A 17,226-nucleotide genomic window follows, 5' to 3' on the forward strand; every position below is an offset into this window, starting at 1 on the left:
GGCGATAGCGAAGAGGTCACACCCGTTCCCATTCCGAACACGGCAGTTAAGCTCTTCAGCGCCGATGGTAGTTGGGGGTTTCCCCCTGTGAGAGTAGGACGCCGCCAAGCCATTTAAAAAGATCAGCCATCCGGCTGGTCTTTTTTTGTATTGCGATATTTTTCAGCTTTCAGGAGGAATGACGTAAATTAACAGCTAAATCGACCTGCAGGCTAATTAATTCCATCAGCTGACTTATTTATTCGGACTAAACTTGAATTGAAATAATTCATGGGAGCAAGATACGAATATGTAACGATCATGGAGCAGAGGTAATTTCATGAATGAAGCTATTGTAATTCAGAGGGAGGAGAAGGGCAGGATATTGAAGGGGATGTAGAGTATATGAGAGTAGATGCTTTTAGGAAGGTAAGGGGGATCAAATTCTGAGGTATTTGGAATTTCCATTATAAAGTAATTGATTTTATTTACATGCATTCTTGTCTTTGCTTATTCTTTTCATTATACTAGGAAGAATTTATTATTGATAATATGCAAGTTGGATGGGTAAGGAAGAAGGCAGACAAAATAGAACCATGAAGGGATCGGTATTGTGAGTAAAAAGAGTAAGGAAAAGTTTGAAGTTATCGAGGGCGAGACGATCGATGCATGTTTAGATCGAATTAAAGCGGCAGGTTACTTTCCTGTAAGGCGAACGGAAGAGCCTATCTTTGCCGAGAGAATCGAGAATGGCAAAGTCCATTATGAGCCGGTTGATCGAAAAATTGTATTCGAAGCAAAGTTAATCGAGTAAAACACGAACGATTAATTAATATCATGTAAAAATATTCGATTTTAACTTGACATTAAAATGGCCGGAAGGTAAGATGAAGTTACATTAATACGTCTCATATAATCATGGGGATATGGCCCAAAAGTTTCTACCTGATGACCGTAAATCATCGGACTATGAGAAAAGCATCTGACTATTTCGGAAACCTAGCCAAGTCTTTTTGTATTTTCCAAAAGGGCTTTCTGTTCCGGACAGGTTGCTTTCTCGATGAGGAAGCAACCTGTCCGGTTTTTTAATTTACATGTTATAGATAAATGATAAGCGTCTGTCTGCATACTCGGGACGCCATAATATGAGTGTTGGAGGGAAAGATGATATGAAACCGCAAGTTGGGGTTATTATGGGAAGTGTCTCGGATTGGGAAACGATGAAGTACGCTTGTGAATCATTGGAACAGCTTGAGATCCCCTATGAAAAAAGAGTCGTTTCCGCCCACCGGACGCCGGATTTACTATTTGAATATGCAGAGAGTGCAAAAGATAGAGATATTAAAGTGATTATTGCCGGAGCAGGCGGGGCTGCACATCTTCCAGGTATGACCGCCGCTAAAACGATTGTCCCTGTGATTGGCGTGCCAATACAGTCGAAGGCATTAAATGGGATGGATTCGTTATTATCGATTGTTCAAATGCCTGGTGGCGTACCGGTTGCAACGGTTGCGATCGGAAAAGCCGGCGCAGTCAATGCCGGTTTGTTAGCGGCTCAAATGTTAGCGGCTTTTGATTCTGACATTGCTGATAGGCTAGAGGCTTTACGAGACGAAACCAGAGAAAAGGTGTTACAGAGCAGTGAACAACTTAAATAATACAATCATATTACCGGGACAGACCATTGGAATTATCGGCGGTGGGCAATTGGGCAGGATGATGGCCTTGTCAGCTAAGGCATCGGGCTTTAAGATAGCGGTCCTTGAGCCGACTGCAGAAGGCCCATGTGCCCAAGTGGCGGATATTGAAATCATCGGTGCTTATGATGATATCGAATCATTGAAAAGGTTAGCTGACGTCAGTGATGTCATAACATACGAGTTTGAAAATATCAGTTCAGAAGCCTTGGATTGGTTAAAGCAACATGCATTTCTTCCACAGGGCTCAGAATTATTAAAGCTGACACAGGATAGATTGACTGAAAAAAAAGCCATATCCGATGCAGGAGCTTCCGTTGCTCCATATCAGGAAATACAGGATATTTCAGAAATTTACCTTCATATAGAGAAATTAGGGTACCCTAGTGTGTTAAAAACGACGCGGGGCGGTTATGATGGAAAAGGGCAGTTGGTCATTAAGGAAGAAGCCGATATCAAAAAGGCTGAACCCCTGCTCAAAACAGGTATATGTGTGCTGGAAGCCTGGATTCCTTTCGTAAAAGAAATATCCATCATCGTGACGCGTAAGGCTGATGGCGAGACAAGTCATTTTCCGATTGCGGAAAACATTCATATTGAAAACATTCTTCATAAAAGCATTGTTCCGGCCCGTATCAGTATCCAAGCTGAACGGAAAGCTATTGATGAAGCTTTGCAGCTTGCAGAGAAACTTGATTTGGTGGGGACATTGGCAGTCGAGATGTTTTTAACCGCTCAGGATGATATCATCATTAATGAATTAGCGCCAAGACCTCATAACTCAGGCCATTATACAATGGAGGCATGTGAGACTTCACAGTTTGAACAGCATATAAGGGCTGTCTGCAATTGGCCTCTCGGAAATACGGCGTTATTGAAGCCTGTGGTAATGATAAACATCCTTGGTGAGCATATCGGACCCTTGATGGATGAAATTCCGACGCTTTCAGATTGGAAGGTTCACCTTTACGGTAAGAAAGAAGCCAAGCTTAAGCGGAAAATGGGTCATGTGAATATTTTACGTCCAACGATTGAGGAAGCTCTTTTGGAAAGTGATCGAAGCAAAATATGGAATCAACAGGTTGAAACGGAGGAAGTAAAATGATTGAACGTTATACCCGCCCAGAGATGGGAAACATTTGGACAGAAAAGAACCGCTTTAATGCGTGGTTGGAAGTTGAAATCTTAGCTTGTGAAGCATGGTCGGAGCTAGGTGTCATTCCAAAAGAAGATGTGAAGCTTCTTCGTGAAAATGCTACATTCGATGTCGACCGTATCAATGAAATCGAAAAAGATACACGCCATGATGTTGTTGCTTTTACACGTGCGGTTTCCGAAACGTTGGGTGAAGAACGGAAATGGGTCCATTACGGACTGACTTCCACTGATGTGGTGGATACAGCTCTTTCATATGTGATAAAGCAGGCGAATGAGATCCTTGCCAAGGATTTAAATAACTTCGTGGAGATCCTGAAAAATAAAGCGAAAGAACATAAATACACGGTTCAAATGGGACGTACACATGGAGTTCATGCGGAACCGACCACTTTTGGGTTGAAACTGGCACTTTGGTATCAAGAAATGAAACGCAATGTCGAACGTTTTGAAGAAGCAAGAAAGAACATAGAGGTTGGGAAAATCTCTGGGGCTGTCGGAACTTACGCAAACATCGACCCGTTCGTTGAAAAATTCGTTTGTGAAAAGCTTGGCCTTGAAGCAGCGCCAATCTCAACACAAACATTACAACGAGATCGCCATGCACATTATATGAGTACATTGGCTTTAATTGCGACATCTATTGAAAAGTTTGCAGTGGAAATTCGCGGCTTGCAAAAAAGTGAAACACGCGAAGTGGAAGAATTCTTTGCAAAAGGACAAAAAGGATCTTCGGCAATGCCTCATAAACGGAATCCAATCGGTTCTGAAAATATGACGGGTATGGCTCGTGTAATCCGCGGTTACATGATGACAGCATATGAGAATGTGCCATTATGGCATGAACGTGACATTTCGCATTCTTCTGCTGAGCGCATCATCTTGCCGGATGCAACGATCGCATTAAACTATATGCTGAACCGTTTCAGCAACATAGTGAAGAACTTGACCGTTTATCCAGAAAATATGAAACGCAATATGGACCGTACGCTGGGATTGATTTTCTCACAACGTGTGCTGCTATCCCTTATCGATAAAGGACTTGTCCGTGAAGAAGCTTATGATACGGTTCAGCCGAAAGCGATGGAAGCATGGGAGCTTCAGGTTCCATTCAGAAGCCTGATCGAAAAGGATGATAAAATCACAAGCTTGCTTACGAAAGAAGAACTTGATGATTGTTTCGATCCTACACATCACCTGAAAAATGTTGATGTAATCTTTGATCGTTTAGGTTTATAAAAGTGAAGGCGGCAAACATGGCACCTTTAATGGTGATATGTTTGCCAAGCCTGATCAATGGCAGGAAGATTCATAATATTCACAATGTGGGGGTCTGGACAGATGGAAAAACGAGAATTGTTGTATGAAGGAAAAGCGAAACAGATTTTTGCAACGGACAACAGTGAAATAGTATGGGTGGAATACAAGGATTCGGCAACAGCATTCAATGGTGAGAAGAAGTCAGAGATTGCAGGAAAAGGTAAGTTGAATAATCAAATTACTAGCTTACTATTTTCAAAGCTTGCCCAAGAGAATATCCCGTCCCATTTTATTGAAATGCTTTCCGAACGGGAGCAGCTAGTCAAAAGGGTATCCATCATTCCGCTAGAAGTCGTTGTCAGAAATACGGCTGCCGGCAGTTTTTCTAAAAGGACTGGCATTGAAGAAGGCCAGCCGCTCAAGAAAACGCTGATTGAGTTTTACTATAAAGACGACGAGCTCGGCGATCCTCTGTTAACGGAAGACCATATTGAAGAATTGGAACTTGCAAGCAAGGAAGATGTAGCGATTTTAAAAGAAAAGGCACAAGAAATCAGTATCGTCTTAACGTCTTTCTTTAAAGAGTTGGACATTAAATTGATTGATTTTAAATTAGAGTTCGGCAAAACCCCGAATGGAGACATTCTGCTGGCAGATGAAATTTCACCTGATACCTGCCGATTATGGGATATTAACACGAACGAAAAATTAGACAAAGATGTATTCCGCCGTGATTTAGGAAGTTTAACAGATGCTTACGAAAAAATACTAGCAAAGTTGGAGGGCACTCAACATGTATAAGGTTAAGGTATATATCACACTACGCGAAAGTGTATTAGATCCACAGGGAGCAGCAGTGCAACAATCACTTCATAGCTTGACATATAACGAAGTTAGTGATGTTCGAGTGGGGAAATACATTGAACTTACAATTAAGGATACGGATCGTGATTTAGATCAACTTGTGAAGGAAATGTGTGAAAAACTATTGGCCAATACGGTAATTGAAGCTTACCGTTATGATGTTGAGGAGGTTATCACCCAATGAAATTTGCTGTCATAGTTTTCCCTGGCTCCAATTGTGATGTCGATATGTACCATGCGATAAAGGATGCACTGGGGGAAGAAGTGGAGTATGTTTGGCACTCTACAGACAATCTAGATCAGTATGATGGGATTCTCCTTCCTGGAGGTTTCTCTTATGGAGACTATTTACGCTCTGGAGCAATTGCACGCTTTTCGAATGTAATGGCTGAAGTCGTAAAAGCGGCACAAGCAGGAAAGCCTGTCTTGGGTGTCTGCAATGGTTTTCAGATTTTACTTGAAGCAGGACTTTTACCTGGAGCGATGCGCCGTAATGAAGGCTTGAAATTCATTTGCCGCAATGTAGGACTGAAGGTTGAAAATAACCAATCGATGTTCACGACAGGATATGAATTAAATGAAACGATTACGATCCCTGTGGCACATGGTGAAGGGAATTACTACTGCGATGATGAAACATTGGCTGAATTAAAACAAAATAACCGCATCTTGTTCACGTATGATGGTGAAAATCCAAACGGAAGCTTGGAGCAAATAGCGGGAATTACAAATGAACAAGGAAATGTCCTCGGAATGATGCCTCATCCCGAACGTGCTGTTGATTCGCTGCTTGGCAGTAAAGACGGCTTAAAGATTTTTCAATCCATCGTAAAAAACTGGAGGGAATCACATGTTATTACAGCTTGAACCAAGTCCGGAAAAAATTAAATCGGATCGATTGTACGCAACAATGGGACTATCCGATGATGAATTTGCAATGGTGGAGAAAATCTTAGGCAGACTGCCGAATTATACGGAAACTGGTTTGTTTTCGGTTATGTGGTCAGAGCATTGTTCCTACAAAAATTCAAAACCCATCTTAAGGAAATTCCCGATTACAGGGGAGAAAGTGCTACAAGGTCCTGGTGAAGGAGCAGGTATCGTTGATATCGGTGACGATCAGGCTGTCGTTTTTAAAATTGAAAGTCATAACCACCCTTCGGCAATAGAGCCTTATCAAGGTGCTGCTACCGGTGTCGGCGGAATTATCCGTGATGTTTTCTCCATGGGAGCCCGTCCGATTGCGATGTTGAACTCACTTCGCTTCGGTGAGCTAGACAATGATCGCGTGAAATATTTATTTAAAGAAGTGGTTGCAGGGATTGCAGGATACGGGAATTGTATCGGAATTCCAACTGTCGGCGGAGAAATTCAATTTGATCCATCGTATGAAGGAAATCCTCTTGTCAATGCAATGTGTGTCGGTTTGATCGATCATAAGGACATTAAAAAGGGCCAAGCGCATGGAGTGGGCAACACAGTGATGTATGTGGGTGCCAAAACTGGACGTGATGGCATTCATGGAGCAACATTTGCATCTGAAGAGCTATCAGAGTCTTCGGAAGAGAAACGGCCTGCCGTACAAGTAGGCGATCCATTCATGGAGAAACTGCTTTTGGAAGCATGCCTTGAATTGATTCAAAATGATGCCCTTGTTGGCATTCAGGATATGGGAGCAGCAGGTCTTACAAGCTCATCTGCCGAGATGGCGAGTAAAGCTGGCTCAGGAATAAAAATGAACCTGGATTTGGTACCGCAGCGTGAAACGGGAATGACAGCATATGAAATGATGCTTTCTGAATCACAAGAGCGGATGCTGATCGTTGTCACTAAAGGACGCGAACAGGAAATCGTCGACTTGTTTACGAAATATGACCTAGAAGCGGTTGCTGTTGGTGAAGTAACGGATGATAAAAACCTAACACTTTCCCATCAAGGTGAAATCGTTGCTGAGGTTCCGGTTGATGCATTGGCTGAAGAAGCTCCTATTTATCACAAGCCATCTGCAGAGCCGCAATATTTCCGTGACTTCCAAAGCATGACGGCAGAAGTGCCAGTCATTGAAGATTATAAAGAAACATTGGTATCCCTATTGAAGCAACCGACAATTTCGAGTAAGGAATGGGTCTACGACCAGTATGATTACATGGTCCGCACGAATACAGTCGTCTCACCTGGATCGGATGCAGCGGTAGTGCGTGTACGTGGTACGAATAAAGCCCTTGCCATGACGACGGATTGCAACTCCCGCTTTATTTATTTAGATCCTGAAACAGGCGGCAAAATCGCTGTGGCTGAAGCAGCCCGTAACATCATTTGCTCGGGTGCGGAACCTTTAGCGATCACGGATTGCTTGAATTTTGGGAATCCAGAAAAACCAGAAATATTCTGGCAACTGGAAAAAGCGGCAGACGGTATGAGTGAAGCTTGCAGAAGCTTAAGTACTCCTGTAATCGGCGGAAATGTTTCCCTTTATAATGAAACGAATGGTGAAGCGATTTATCCGACGCCTGTGGTTGGAATGGTTGGTCTAGTCAATGACCTTAAGCACATCACAACACAAACATTTAAAAATGAATCCGATTTGATTTACGTGGTCGGTGAAGCGAAAGTGGAATTCGGAGGCAGTGAATTACAGAAAATGCTCGAGGGTAAAATCTTTGGACGCGCTCCAGAACTTGATTTGGACCTTGAACAAAAACGTCAGCAGCAAATTCTGACTGCAATCCAAAAAGGACTTGTTGCATCTGCCCATGATCTTTCGGAAGGCGGTTTGGCAGTGGCTTTAGCTGAATCTTTATTCTCGGCTAGTAAACTTGGGGCTAAAGTGAATATATCCGGTGAACCGGTATCTGAATTATTCAGTGAAACGCAATCACGATTCTTACTGTCCATCAGTCCTCAAAACCAAGCGGCATTTGAAGCTCTTGTTGAAGATGCGATTTGCATAGGCTCAGTAACGGCTGATAATAAATTAGTCGTGGCAACAAGTGATAGCAAAGTATTGGAAGCGGACGTTGAAGATTTACAAACAGCTTGGAAGGGAGCCATACCATGCTTGCTGAAATAAGAAGCCTAAACGAAGAGTGTGGTGTTGTTGGAGTCTGGGGACATCCCGATGCAGCGCAGCTTGCTTACTACGGTTTGCATAGCTTGCAACATCGTGGTCAAGAGGGAGCGGGCATCGTCGTGACGGATGGTGAGCAGATGTCCATCTCTAAGGGCGAAGGACTTGTCACAGAGATATTCACTGCGGAAAAAATGCAGGCACTTTCCGGTAGCGGTAAAGCGGCAATAGGCCATGTCCGTTATACAACGGCAGGCGGCGGCGGGTATCAAAATGTTCAGCCTTTCCTGTTCAATTCTCATACAGGAGGGCTGGCACTTGCCCATAATGGGAATATCGTCAATGCCCATCAATTAAAAGCACAGCTTGAAGGACAAGGAAGCATTTTTCAAACGACCTCTGATACGGAAGTTCTGGCACATCTGATTAAACGCTCCGGCTACTCGGATGTAAGAGATTCCGTGAAGAACAGTTTAAGTATGCTAAAGGGAGCCTATGCCTTTGTCATCATGACCGAAACCCAAATGATCATGGCAAGAGATCCGCATGGCTTCCGTCCACTTTCCTTGGGGAAAATAGGCGATGCATATTTCGCTGCATCTGAAACATGTGCACTTGATATTGTAGGTGCAGAATTCATCCGCGATATTGAGCCGGGTGAACTCGTTGTCATTAATGATGAGGGAATCACATCCGAATACTTTTCGCTTTCCAGCCAACAGGCAATGTGCACGATGGAGTACGTGTATTTTTCCCGTCCGGATAGCAACATTGATGGTATCAATGTTCATACGGCACGGAAAAACCTTGGTAAGCAAATGGCACTCGAAACCAAAATTGAAGCAGACGTAGTTACAGGTGTACCTGATTCCAGCATCTCGGCAGCGATTGGCTATGCTGAAGCTGCAGGCATTCCTTATGAAATGGGCTTAATAAAGAATCGTTATGTTGGACGGACTTTCATTCAGCCATCACAAAGTCTGCGTGAACAAGGCGTAAAGATGAAACTATCACCTGTTAGAGGGGTAGTGGAAGGCAAGCGGGTCATAATGGTTGATGATTCAATCGTCCGTGGGACAACGAGCAGAAGGATTGTCCGCATGTTAAAAGATGCCGGAGCGAAAGAAGTGCATGTAGTAATCAGCTCACCACCGATCAAGAATCCATGTTTTTATGGCATAGACACGTCTAAAAAGGAAGAACTGATTGCAAGCTCAAAATCGGTGGAGGAAATAAGGGAAATCATTGAAGCTGATTCCTTAACTTTTTTAAGTGTCGAAGGTATGGTCGAAGCAATTGGACGACCGTTTCCTGGAGAAACGCGCGGTTCATGCCTAGCTTGTTTCACCGGAAATTATCCGACTGAAATTTTTGAATACGAACGAGAAAAAACAAAATGTTAATCAAGTCGGCAATGATGATTGATTTTCGGAGGAGGATTTCAAATGGCTAATGCATATAAACAGGCTGGTGTGGATATTGAGGCTGGTTATGAAGCGGTAAATCGAATGAAAAAACATGTAAAGCGCACATTTCGTCCGGAAGTAATGAATGGTCTGGGCGGTTTCGGCGGCATGTTTGACTTATCTTCCTTGAACCTTAAAGAACCTGTGCTCATTTCTGGTACGGATGGAGTGGGTACAAAACTTTTGTTAGCGTTCATGATGGATAAACACGATACAATTGGAGTGGATTGTGTAGCTATGTGCGTCAATGATGTTGTCGTTCAAGGTGCTGCACCTTTATACTTTTTAGATTATATTGCCTGTGGTAAAGCAGATCCTGAACGAATTGAAATGATCGTCAAAGGAATTGCAGATGGCTGTGAGCAGGCGGGCTGTGCTTTAATCGGCGGAGAAACGGCTGAAATGCCAGGCATGTACGAGACGGAAGAATACGATGTGGCAGGCTTTACTGTAGGTGCCGTTGAAAAATCACGTCTTATCACTGGTGAAGCCATCTCGGCTGGTGACGTCGTTATTGGACTCGCTTCAAGCGGCATCCACAGTAATGGGTATTCCCTTGTTCGTAAAATCCTTCTTGAGGACTCAGGCATGGGGCTTCATGACTTCGTACCGGAACTGGATTGCAAGTTGGGTGAGGAATTATTAAAGCCGACAAAAATCTATGTGAAGTCCGTTTTATCGACGTTGGAAAAATTTGAGGTTAATGGTCTTGCCCATATCACCGGTGGAGGATTCATCGAGAATATTCCGCGTATTCTTCCTGAAGGATGCGGTGTTGAAATCGAGCTTGGAAGCTGGGAAATTCCAACTATATTCTCATTCCTTGAAGAAAAAGGGAACCTTGTAAAAGAGGAAATGTTCAATATCTTCAATATGGGAGTTGGAATGACGGCTATCGTGAAAAAAGAAGTGGCATCCGATGTGCTAGCCCACCTACGGTCTTGCGGTGAAGAAGCCTCAGTTATTGGGACGGTTGTGGATGGAAATGGAGTGTCGTTCAAATAATGAAACGCCTTGCTGTCTTTGCATCAGGTAACGGTAGTAATTTTCAATCAATTGCTGAAGCAATAAAAAGTGGAAATTTGAAGGCGGAAATCTGCCTTGTCGTATGCGATCGTGAAGACGCATATGTGCTTGAGAGAGCCAAGCTTGAGAATATTGACTCTTTCTCCTTTTCAGCAAAAAATTACTCCAACAAGACTGAATATGAATCGGAAATCCTGGAAAAACTTCGCCAATATGAGATAGAATTCATCATTCTGGCTGGTTATATGCGTTTGATCGGACCGACATTATTACAAAAGTATTCACAGAGGATCGTGAATATCCACCCTTCACTTCTGCCTAGTTTTCCAGGCAAGGATGCAATTGGCCAGGCTTTTGACGCCGGAGTGAAGGAAACGGGGGTAACGGTTCATTATGTGGATGATGGAATGGACACAGGACCGGTCATTGCCCAAAAAGCAGTGCCGATTCTTGAGGGGGATACGAAAGACATCCTTCAAAAAAGGATTCAGGAAATGGAGCATGACCTGTATCCGTCAGTTTTGCAGGAGCTATGCCACAAGAAACTTACTTAATGGAGGGACCAACATAACATGAAGAAACGTGCATTAATTAGTGTATCGGATAAAACAGGTATCGTAGAATTTGCTCAAGGATTAATTGAAGCAGGTTTTGAAATCATTTCTACAGGCGGTACCAAAAAAACGCTGCAGGATAATGGTATTGAGGTAATTGGAATCAGTGACGTCACCGGTTTCCCTGAAATATTGGATGGACGTGTTAAAACGCTTCACCCGAATGTCCATGGAGCAGTGTTGGCAAAACATGATGACAAAAATCACGCAGCGCAGCTTGCGGAACATAATATTGAACCCATTCAACTTGTCTGCGTGAACCTATATCCATTCCAGGCGACTATTTCCAAACCGGAAGTCACTGTGGAAGATGCTATTGAAAACATCGATATCGGTGGACCGACAATGCTTCGTTCTTCTGCTAAAAACCACGAATATGTGACTGTTATCGTTGATTCCAATGATTATCCTACCGTATTGGCTGAGCTGAAACAAAACGGCGGGGTATCAAAAACCACGAATCGCCGCCTGGCAGCAAAAGTTTTCCGTCATACAGCAGCATATGATGCCGTTATTTCAGAGTATATGACAGAGCTTGCCGATGAAGAAAATCCTGAATCATTGACTGTTACCTATGAATTGAAACAGTCGCTTCGTTATGGGGAAAATCCACATCAAAAAGCCGCATTCTATAAAAAACCGCTTGGTTCCGTTTTCTCAATTGCAGAAGCGAATCAATTACATGGAAAAGAACTTTCCTACAACAACATTAATGATGCTGATGCAGCACTTCAAATCGTTAAAGAATTCAATGAGCCGGCTGCAGTTGCAGTCAAACATATGAATCCTTGCGGCGTCGGTGTCGGTGCGACCATTTTGGAAGCATATGAAAAAGCATATGAGGCAGATGCCACTTCCATTTTCGGTGGGATCATCGCTTTGAACCGTGAAGTTGATAAGGCAACTGCGGAAAAGCTTCATGAAATCTTCCTTGAAATCATCATTGCACCTGGGTTTACACAAGAGGCAGTGGAAGTATTGACAAGCAAGAAAAACCTTCGTTTATTAACGATCGATTTCGACGCGGTTAAAAAGCCTGAACGTAAATTGACATCCATTGAAGGCGGATTGCTTATTCAAGATCAGGATGCACATAGCTTAAAGGATGCAGAGGTAAAAGTGGCAACGAAACGTGAGCCTACCCCTGAAGAGTGGAAAGCCATGGAACTTGGCTGGAAAATCGTGAAACATGTCAAGTCGAATGCAATTGTGGTTTGTAACGATCAAATGACATTAGGTGTTGGCGCAGGACAAATGAACCGCGTGGGAGCTGCAAAAATTGCTTTGGAACAAGCTGGGGAAAGAGCAACAGGAAGTGCATTGGCATCAGATGCTTTCTTCCCGATGGATGATACTGTAGAAGCGGCAACGAAAGCGGGCGTCACGGCAATCATTCAGCCTGGTGGATCTGTTAAAGACGAAGATTCAATCAAGAAAGCTGATGAATATGGGATTACGATGGTGTTTACAGGAATTCGTCACTTTAAACATTAATCAAAAATGAGGTGCGATAATGAATGTACTAGTAATTGGCCGGGGCGGCAGGGAGCATGCCATAGCCCGCAAACTATTTGAAAGTAAACGAGTTGGGACCGTTTTTGCAGCACCGGGAAATCCAGGGATGACCGATGTAGCGACTCTTGTACCAATTGATGAAAACAATCATGGGGATTTGGTTGCCTTTGCAAAGAAGAATGCTGTTTCATTAACGGTGATCGGGCCCGAAACCCCATTGTTGAATGGACTTGCAGATGATTTTACGGAAGCGGGATTACAGGTATTTGGCCCTAATGGCCGTGCCGCAGTCATCGAGGGAAGTAAATCCTTTGCTAAAGATTTAATGAAGAACTACAGCATTCCCACAGCGGAATATGAAACATTTTCTGATTATGATTCAGCAAAAGCATATATCGAAAAAATGGGTGCCCCCATTGTCATAAAAGCGGATGGTTTGGCAGCAGGAAAAGGTGTCGTAGTTGCTATGACGATGGAAGAGGCGTTAGACGCCATCCATGATATGCTAGTCGGAGCAAAGTTCGGGGAAGCATCTGCCAAAGTCGTTATTGAGGAATTCCTTGATGGCGAGGAATTTTCATTGATGGCATTCGTTAATGGGGAAAAAGTGTATCCGATGGTCATTGCTCAAGATCATAAGCGGGTTTTTGATGGAGATCAGGGTCCGAACACAGGTGGAATGGGTGCATATTCACCGGTGCCGCAAATATCCGATGAAATGATCCAGACTGCAGTCGAAACGATTCTTAAACCCACGGTAAATGCGATGATTTCTGAGAATCGGAGTTTTACAGGAATATTATATGCCGGGTTGATCGCCACTGAAAAAGGCACAAAAGTCATTGAGTTCAATGCCCGTTTTGGCGATCCGGAAACGCAAGTCGTTTTACCTCGTCTAAAGACAGACTTCGTAGATACGCTTGAAGCGGTTCTTTCTGGAGAGGATTTACAACTTGAATGGCATGAAGAAGCCGTGCTCGGAGTGGTCGTCGCAGCTGATGGATATCCAGGGGAATATAAAAAGGGATCTATCATTAAAGGCTTGGAAAAGATTGATCCGAAAGCCCATGTTTATCATGCTGGAACGGCTCTCAATAATGAAGGGAACTTCATCTCGAATGGCGGACGTGTACTTCTGGTTGCTGCAAAAGGGAAAGATTTGGCCTCTGCGCAAGCTGAAGTATATAAAGAGTTAGGGCATATTGAGAAAGACGGTTTATTTTGGCGAACGGATATTGGCTACCGAGCAATAAAATACAATTTTTCATCATAATATAAAGAAGCTGACTCTAAGCGGAGTCAGCTTCTTCTATAAGACTTAATATGAATCAGATTGATTCGATTCATTTTCCTGTTTTGGTCCTTTTGTCATCAAGTTTTGTCCGTTTTCCATCGCATCTACGACAGGACAATAACGGAGGATTCCTTCGCCTATTTTCATGGCGGAAAGCATGGCCACGATTATATAAGATTGGTTTTTCCATGGTTTTTTCACCATTTTAGCCGTAGCCCATGTTAGAAATGTAAAACCACAAGTAATTCGCATTAAAGCATTTATTATACTGATATTTTGTTTAAACTTCATATAAAATCCATCCCTTCACAAAAATTTAACAATAATCTGGATAACATTACTGTTCTAATGGGGCAAGTATGTTACTATGAAATAAAATTGGATTGAAAATGGTTTTTTTCATACACTGTTTCTAATAACTTATGGGGGAATGTTTATGCTTGAACAGCGCTATAGATGGAAAAATAAACATCTAAGAGAACATATAGATGTGCTGGATGGCAATAGGGCACCACACATTCTGCTAAAAAATACGACTTATTTAAATCAGGCTTTACGAAAATGGGTAAAAGCGAATATATGGATATATGAAGATCGCATCATATATGTTGGCGATAAGCTTCCTGATAATATAGACCGCTGTGAAATGGTCGACTGTACAAACCAGTACTTGGTCCCGGGTTATATTGAGCCGCATTCACACCCTTCTCAATTATATAATCCCCTTTCTTTTTCACGTTATGCATCTCATTTTGGCACAACGACATTGATCAATGATAACTTGCCGTTTCTATTGCAGTTAGATAAAAAGAAAGCGTTTTCTCTTTTGAAAGAATTACGTAACATTCCTGTAACAATGTATTGGTGGAGCCGTTTTGACGGACAAACGGAATTGATCGATGAAGATATGGTCTTTTCCCATGGGGCCGTAAAATCATGGCTGGAGCATGATGCCGTATTACAGGGCGGGGAACTAACTGGATGGCCGAAGCTTCTCGATGGGGATGACATGATGTTGCACTGGATTCAGGAGGCCAAGCGAATGAGGAAGAAAATAGAAGGACACTTTCCAGGTGCTTCAGAGAAGACTTTAGCAAAAATGACCTTGTTCGGCGCCGATTGTGATCATGAGGCAATGACAGGTGATGAAGTCATGTCACGCTTGCTGCAGGGCTATTATGTATCGTTAAGACATTCTTCGATCCGTCCGGATCTACCAAAACTGATACAGGAAATCCATGAACTGGACATTGACCATTATGACAAATTCTTTTATACGACAGATGGATCACCGCCGTCCTTTTATGAAGGTGGTTTCATAGACTGCTTGATCAAAATAGCGATAGAGCATGGCGTTCCGGTCATCGATGCCTACAATATGGCGACCATCAACATCGCACGATATTATAACATTGAATACCTTCATGGCAATATTGCCACAGGGAGGGTGGCGAACATCAACTTCCTGACCGATGTAAAGGAACCCGCACCGGTTTCGGTAATGGCGAAAGGGAAATGGGTGAAAAGGGATGGTGAGATCATTCCGGATAAACAGGAAATCGAATGGAGTGATTACGATTTTAAACCGCTCGATCTTGATTGGGATCTAAGTTTAAAGGAAGATTTTGAATTTTCCATGCCGTTCGGGATAGAGTTGGTTAATAATGTAATTACGAAACCGTACTCCCTTGCCAATGATGTTGGGCATGAAGAACTGAACTTTGAGGATGATGAATGCTTTTTCATGCTAATCGACCGGGAAGGGAAATGGCGCATCAATACGATATTAAAAGGGTTTGCGGACAAATTGTGTGGCTTTGCTGGCTCTTATACAAATACAGGTGATATCATACTGATCGGTAAAAGGAAAAAGGATATGCATTTGGCATTTAACCGGCTGAAGGAAATTGGCGGTGGAATCATTTTGACGGAACAAGGCAAGGTGATTCATGAACTTCCTCTGAAATTAAAGGGAGTCATGTCGACCAAGGAGGTTCCTGAATTGATAAAAGAAGAAAATGAATTGAAACATTTGCTGCGCGAGAGAGGTTATCGCTTCGCCGATCCTGTGTATACCCTTTCATTCTTTTCGACAACCCATCTGCCATATATAAGGCTGACCCAGCGAGGAGTATATGATGTAATGAATAAAACTATACTCTTTCCCACTATAATGCGTTAAAATATAAGAGAAGAAATGGCTAATAAATCAGAGGAGTGGAAAGATGAATTTTAAGAGAGTTCTTTTCATCGTTATTGCTATTTTACTGCTGGCAGGCTGTTCGACGAAAGAGGATCCTGCATCGGATGACAGTAAGCCGAAAGACCAAGCTGTCATCAAAAATACAGATGTGAAAAATGAACCTTCCAATGAGTTTCCACTTACAGGTATGGCCACCGAAGCAGGCAGTGAGCGAAGGGCTGCAGCAGTGATGATTAATAATCATCCGGAAGCACGCCCGCAATCGGGTCTCTCAGAAGCCGATATGGTTTACGAAATGCTCGCAGAAGGTGACATAACCAGATTTTTAGCTATCTTCCAAAGTGAAATGCCTAGTCAAATCGGTCCGATTCGGAGTGCAAGGGACTATTATATCGAATTGGCTAAAGGCCTTGATTGCATCTATGTCTGTCATGGGTATAGCCCCGAGGCAAAGACCATGCTGGACAGAGGGTATATTGATAACTTGAACGGATTATATTATGATGGTACTTTGTTTCAACGTTCGGCAGATCGAAAAGCACCGCATAATTCCTACACCTCCTTTGAGGATATCGAAAAAGGTGCAAAGGAAAAGGGTTATGAGTTGAATGGTGCACCGGAGCCTTATGCTTTCCTTACAAAGGAAGAGGCAGCTGGACTTCAAGGGGAACCGGCATTGAAAACCGAGGTTTCCTACGGATCAGACGAGTATGATGTACAGTATGAATACGAGGCCACGGAAGAGAAATATAAACGTTATTCGAATGGAGAGCAAACAGTCGAGCATAAATCGAATAAACCTATTTTACTGGATAATATATTGATCATTGAGGCTGCTCATCAAGTGATCGACGACAAAGGGCGTCGAAAAATCGACTTGAAAAGTGGCGGAAATGGTTATTTACTTCAAAAAGGAAAAGCGAATGAAGTAGAATGGGTGAATAAGGATGGTCGTATTACACCAGTGAAAAACGATAAAGAGGTAGGGTTGATTCCAGGGAAAACTTGGATCAATATTATTCCGGATGAACCTGGTTTAGTAGGAGACGTCTCATTTTGATACCCATGAAATTGAGGGGGAGTAAC

The 17,226-nt window shown here is 42.9% G+C and carries 16 protein-coding genes, 1 rRNA gene and 1 riboswitch; of the genes, 16 read left to right on the forward strand and 1 reads right to left on the reverse strand.

Going from position 1 to position 17,226, the window contains the following annotated elements:
* From rrf to purD, 14 genes are all read left to right on the forward strand, one after another.
* Nucleotides 1-110: ribosomal RNA gene (gene rrf / locus AC1DIV_RS11660) — 5S ribosomal RNA — on the forward strand; the annotation flags it as partial.
* Nucleotides 111-592: 482 nt separating this feature from the next.
* Nucleotides 593-793, forward strand: coding sequence for an NETI motif-containing protein (locus AC1DIV_RS11665; protein ID WP_048680636.1), 201 nt, complete (start codon nt 593-595; stop codon nt 791-793).
* A 74-nt stretch (nt 794-867) separates the two neighbouring features.
* Nucleotides 868-969, forward strand: a riboswitch (purine riboswitch).
* A gap of 179 nt (nt 970-1,148) precedes the next feature.
* Nucleotides 1,149-1,637 carry a 5-(carboxyamino)imidazole ribonucleotide mutase gene (purE, locus tag AC1DIV_RS11670; protein ID WP_034306127.1) on the forward strand — a complete coding sequence of 163 codons (489 nt, stop codon included), beginning with the start codon at nt 1,149-1,151 and terminating at the stop codon, nt 1,635-1,637.
* A complete protein-coding gene (gene purK, locus AC1DIV_RS11675; protein ID WP_340878630.1) occupies nt 1,621-2,781 on the forward strand; it encodes a 5-(carboxyamino)imidazole ribonucleotide synthase in 1,161 nt (386 codons plus the stop codon). The genes purE and purK overlap by 17 nt, the downstream gene beginning before the upstream one ends.
* Entirely contained in the window at nt 2,778-4,070 is a 1,293-nt protein-coding gene (purB, locus tag AC1DIV_RS11680) for an adenylosuccinate lyase (RefSeq protein WP_034306123.1), read from the forward strand. The genes purK and purB overlap by 4 nt, the downstream gene beginning before the upstream one ends.
* 102 nt (nt 4,071-4,172) lie before the next feature.
* Nucleotides 4,173-4,892 carry a phosphoribosylaminoimidazolesuccinocarboxamide synthase gene (gene purC, locus AC1DIV_RS11685; RefSeq protein ID WP_048680630.1) on the forward strand — a complete coding sequence of 240 codons (720 nt, stop codon included), beginning with the start codon at nt 4,173-4,175 and terminating at the stop codon, nt 4,890-4,892.
* The gene (gene purS / locus AC1DIV_RS11690; protein WP_034306118.1) at nt 4,885-5,139 is read left to right on the forward strand and encodes a phosphoribosylformylglycinamidine synthase subunit PurS; all 255 of its coding nucleotides are present in this window, start codon (nt 4,885-4,887) and stop codon (nt 5,137-5,139) included. The genes purC and purS overlap by 8 nt, the downstream gene beginning before the upstream one ends.
* Nucleotides 5,136-5,822: a phosphoribosylformylglycinamidine synthase subunit PurQ gene (gene purQ / locus AC1DIV_RS11695; protein ID WP_048680628.1), complete on the forward strand. Its 687-nt coding sequence runs from the start codon at nt 5,136-5,138 to the stop codon at nt 5,820-5,822. Before purS ends, purQ begins: the two co-directional genes overlap by 4 nt.
* On the forward strand, nt 5,806-8,025 hold the full coding sequence (purL, locus tag AC1DIV_RS11700; RefSeq protein ID WP_340878631.1) for a phosphoribosylformylglycinamidine synthase subunit PurL: 2,220 nt from the start codon (nt 5,806-5,808) through the stop codon (nt 8,023-8,025). The genes purQ and purL overlap by 17 nt, the downstream gene beginning before the upstream one ends.
* On the forward strand, nt 8,010-9,425 hold the full coding sequence (gene purF, locus AC1DIV_RS11705) for an amidophosphoribosyltransferase (RefSeq protein ID WP_048680621.1): 1,416 nt from the start codon (nt 8,010-8,012) through the stop codon (nt 9,423-9,425). Before purL ends, purF begins: the two co-directional genes overlap by 16 nt.
* A 42-nt stretch (nt 9,426-9,467) precedes the next feature.
* Complete coding sequence (gene purM, locus AC1DIV_RS11710) at nt 9,468-10,493, forward strand: phosphoribosylformylglycinamidine cyclo-ligase (protein WP_048680618.1); 1,026 nt, start codon at nt 9,468-9,470, stop codon at nt 10,491-10,493.
* Entirely contained in the window at nt 10,493-11,068 is a 576-nt protein-coding gene (gene purN / locus AC1DIV_RS11715) for a phosphoribosylglycinamide formyltransferase (protein ID WP_477576440.1), read from the forward strand. Before purM ends, purN begins: the two co-directional genes overlap by 1 nt.
* Before the next feature lie 18 nt (nt 11,069-11,086).
* Nucleotides 11,087-12,622 carry a bifunctional phosphoribosylaminoimidazolecarboxamide formyltransferase/IMP cyclohydrolase gene (gene purH, locus AC1DIV_RS11720; RefSeq protein ID WP_477576442.1) on the forward strand — a complete coding sequence of 512 codons (1,536 nt, stop codon included), beginning with the start codon at nt 11,087-11,089 and terminating at the stop codon, nt 12,620-12,622.
* 19 nt (nt 12,623-12,641) lie between these two features.
* On the forward strand, nt 12,642-13,916 hold the full coding sequence (gene purD / locus AC1DIV_RS11725; RefSeq protein ID WP_063595366.1) for a phosphoribosylamine--glycine ligase: 1,275 nt from the start codon (nt 12,642-12,644) through the stop codon (nt 13,914-13,916).
* 45 nt (nt 13,917-13,961) lie between these two features.
* Here purD and AC1DIV_RS11730 read toward each other — a convergent pair whose 3' ends face one another.
* The gene (locus AC1DIV_RS11730) at nt 13,962-14,228 is read right to left on the reverse strand and encodes a YgaP-like transmembrane domain (protein WP_048680606.1); all 267 of its coding nucleotides are present in this window, start codon (nt 14,226-14,228) and stop codon (nt 13,962-13,964) included.
* 145 nt (nt 14,229-14,373) lie between these two features.
* Here AC1DIV_RS11730 and AC1DIV_RS11735 point away from each other — a divergent pair, with 145 nt between their 5' ends.
* Entirely contained in the window at nt 14,374-16,119 is a 1,746-nt protein-coding gene (locus AC1DIV_RS11735; RefSeq protein ID WP_477576444.1) for an adenine deaminase C-terminal domain-containing protein, read from the forward strand.
* Between the two features lie 43 nt (nt 16,120-16,162).
* Nucleotides 16,163-17,200 carry a DUF3048 domain-containing protein gene (locus AC1DIV_RS11740; protein ID WP_477576446.1) on the forward strand — a complete coding sequence of 346 codons (1,038 nt, stop codon included), beginning with the start codon at nt 16,163-16,165 and terminating at the stop codon, nt 17,198-17,200.
* The last annotated feature ends 26 nt before the right edge of the window (nt 17,201-17,226 follow it).

This window comes from Peribacillus sp. 05N428 (genome assembly GCF_056397085.1).

Coding starts and splice junctions, on each gene's coding strand:
- purE (WP_034306127.1), top strand. CDS start 1,149: ATGAAACCGCAAGTTGGGGTTATTATGGGAAGTGTCTCGGATTGGGAA.
- purB (WP_034306123.1), top strand. CDS start 2,778: ATGATTGAACGTTATACCCGCCCAGAGATGGGAAACATTTGGACAGAA.
- purC (WP_048680630.1), top strand. CDS start 4,173: ATGGAAAAACGAGAATTGTTGTATGAAGGAAAAGCGAAACAGATTTTT.
- purS (WP_034306118.1), top strand. CDS start 4,885: ATGTATAAGGTTAAGGTATATATCACACTACGCGAAAGTGTATTAGAT.
- purQ (WP_048680628.1), top strand. CDS start 5,136: ATGAAATTTGCTGTCATAGTTTTCCCTGGCTCCAATTGTGATGTCGAT.
- purL (WP_340878631.1), top strand. CDS start 5,806: ATGTTATTACAGCTTGAACCAAGTCCGGAAAAAATTAAATCGGATCGA.
- purF (WP_048680621.1), top strand. CDS start 8,010: ATGCTTGCTGAAATAAGAAGCCTAAACGAAGAGTGTGGTGTTGTTGGA.
- purM (WP_048680618.1), top strand. CDS start 9,468: ATGGCTAATGCATATAAACAGGCTGGTGTGGATATTGAGGCTGGTTAT.
- purN (WP_477576440.1), top strand. CDS start 10,493: ATGAAACGCCTTGCTGTCTTTGCATCAGGTAACGGTAGTAATTTTCAA.
- purH (WP_477576442.1), top strand. CDS start 11,087: ATGAAGAAACGTGCATTAATTAGTGTATCGGATAAAACAGGTATCGTA.
- purD (WP_063595366.1), top strand. CDS start 12,642: ATGAATGTACTAGTAATTGGCCGGGGCGGCAGGGAGCATGCCATAGCC.
- AC1DIV_RS11730 (WP_048680606.1), bottom strand. CDS start 14,228: ATGAAGTTTAAACAAAATATCAGTATAATAAATGCTTTAATGCGAATT.
- AC1DIV_RS11735 (WP_477576444.1), top strand. CDS start 14,374: ATGCTTGAACAGCGCTATAGATGGAAAAATAAACATCTAAGAGAACAT.
- AC1DIV_RS11740 (WP_477576446.1), top strand. CDS start 16,163: ATGAATTTTAAGAGAGTTCTTTTCATCGTTATTGCTATTTTACTGCTG.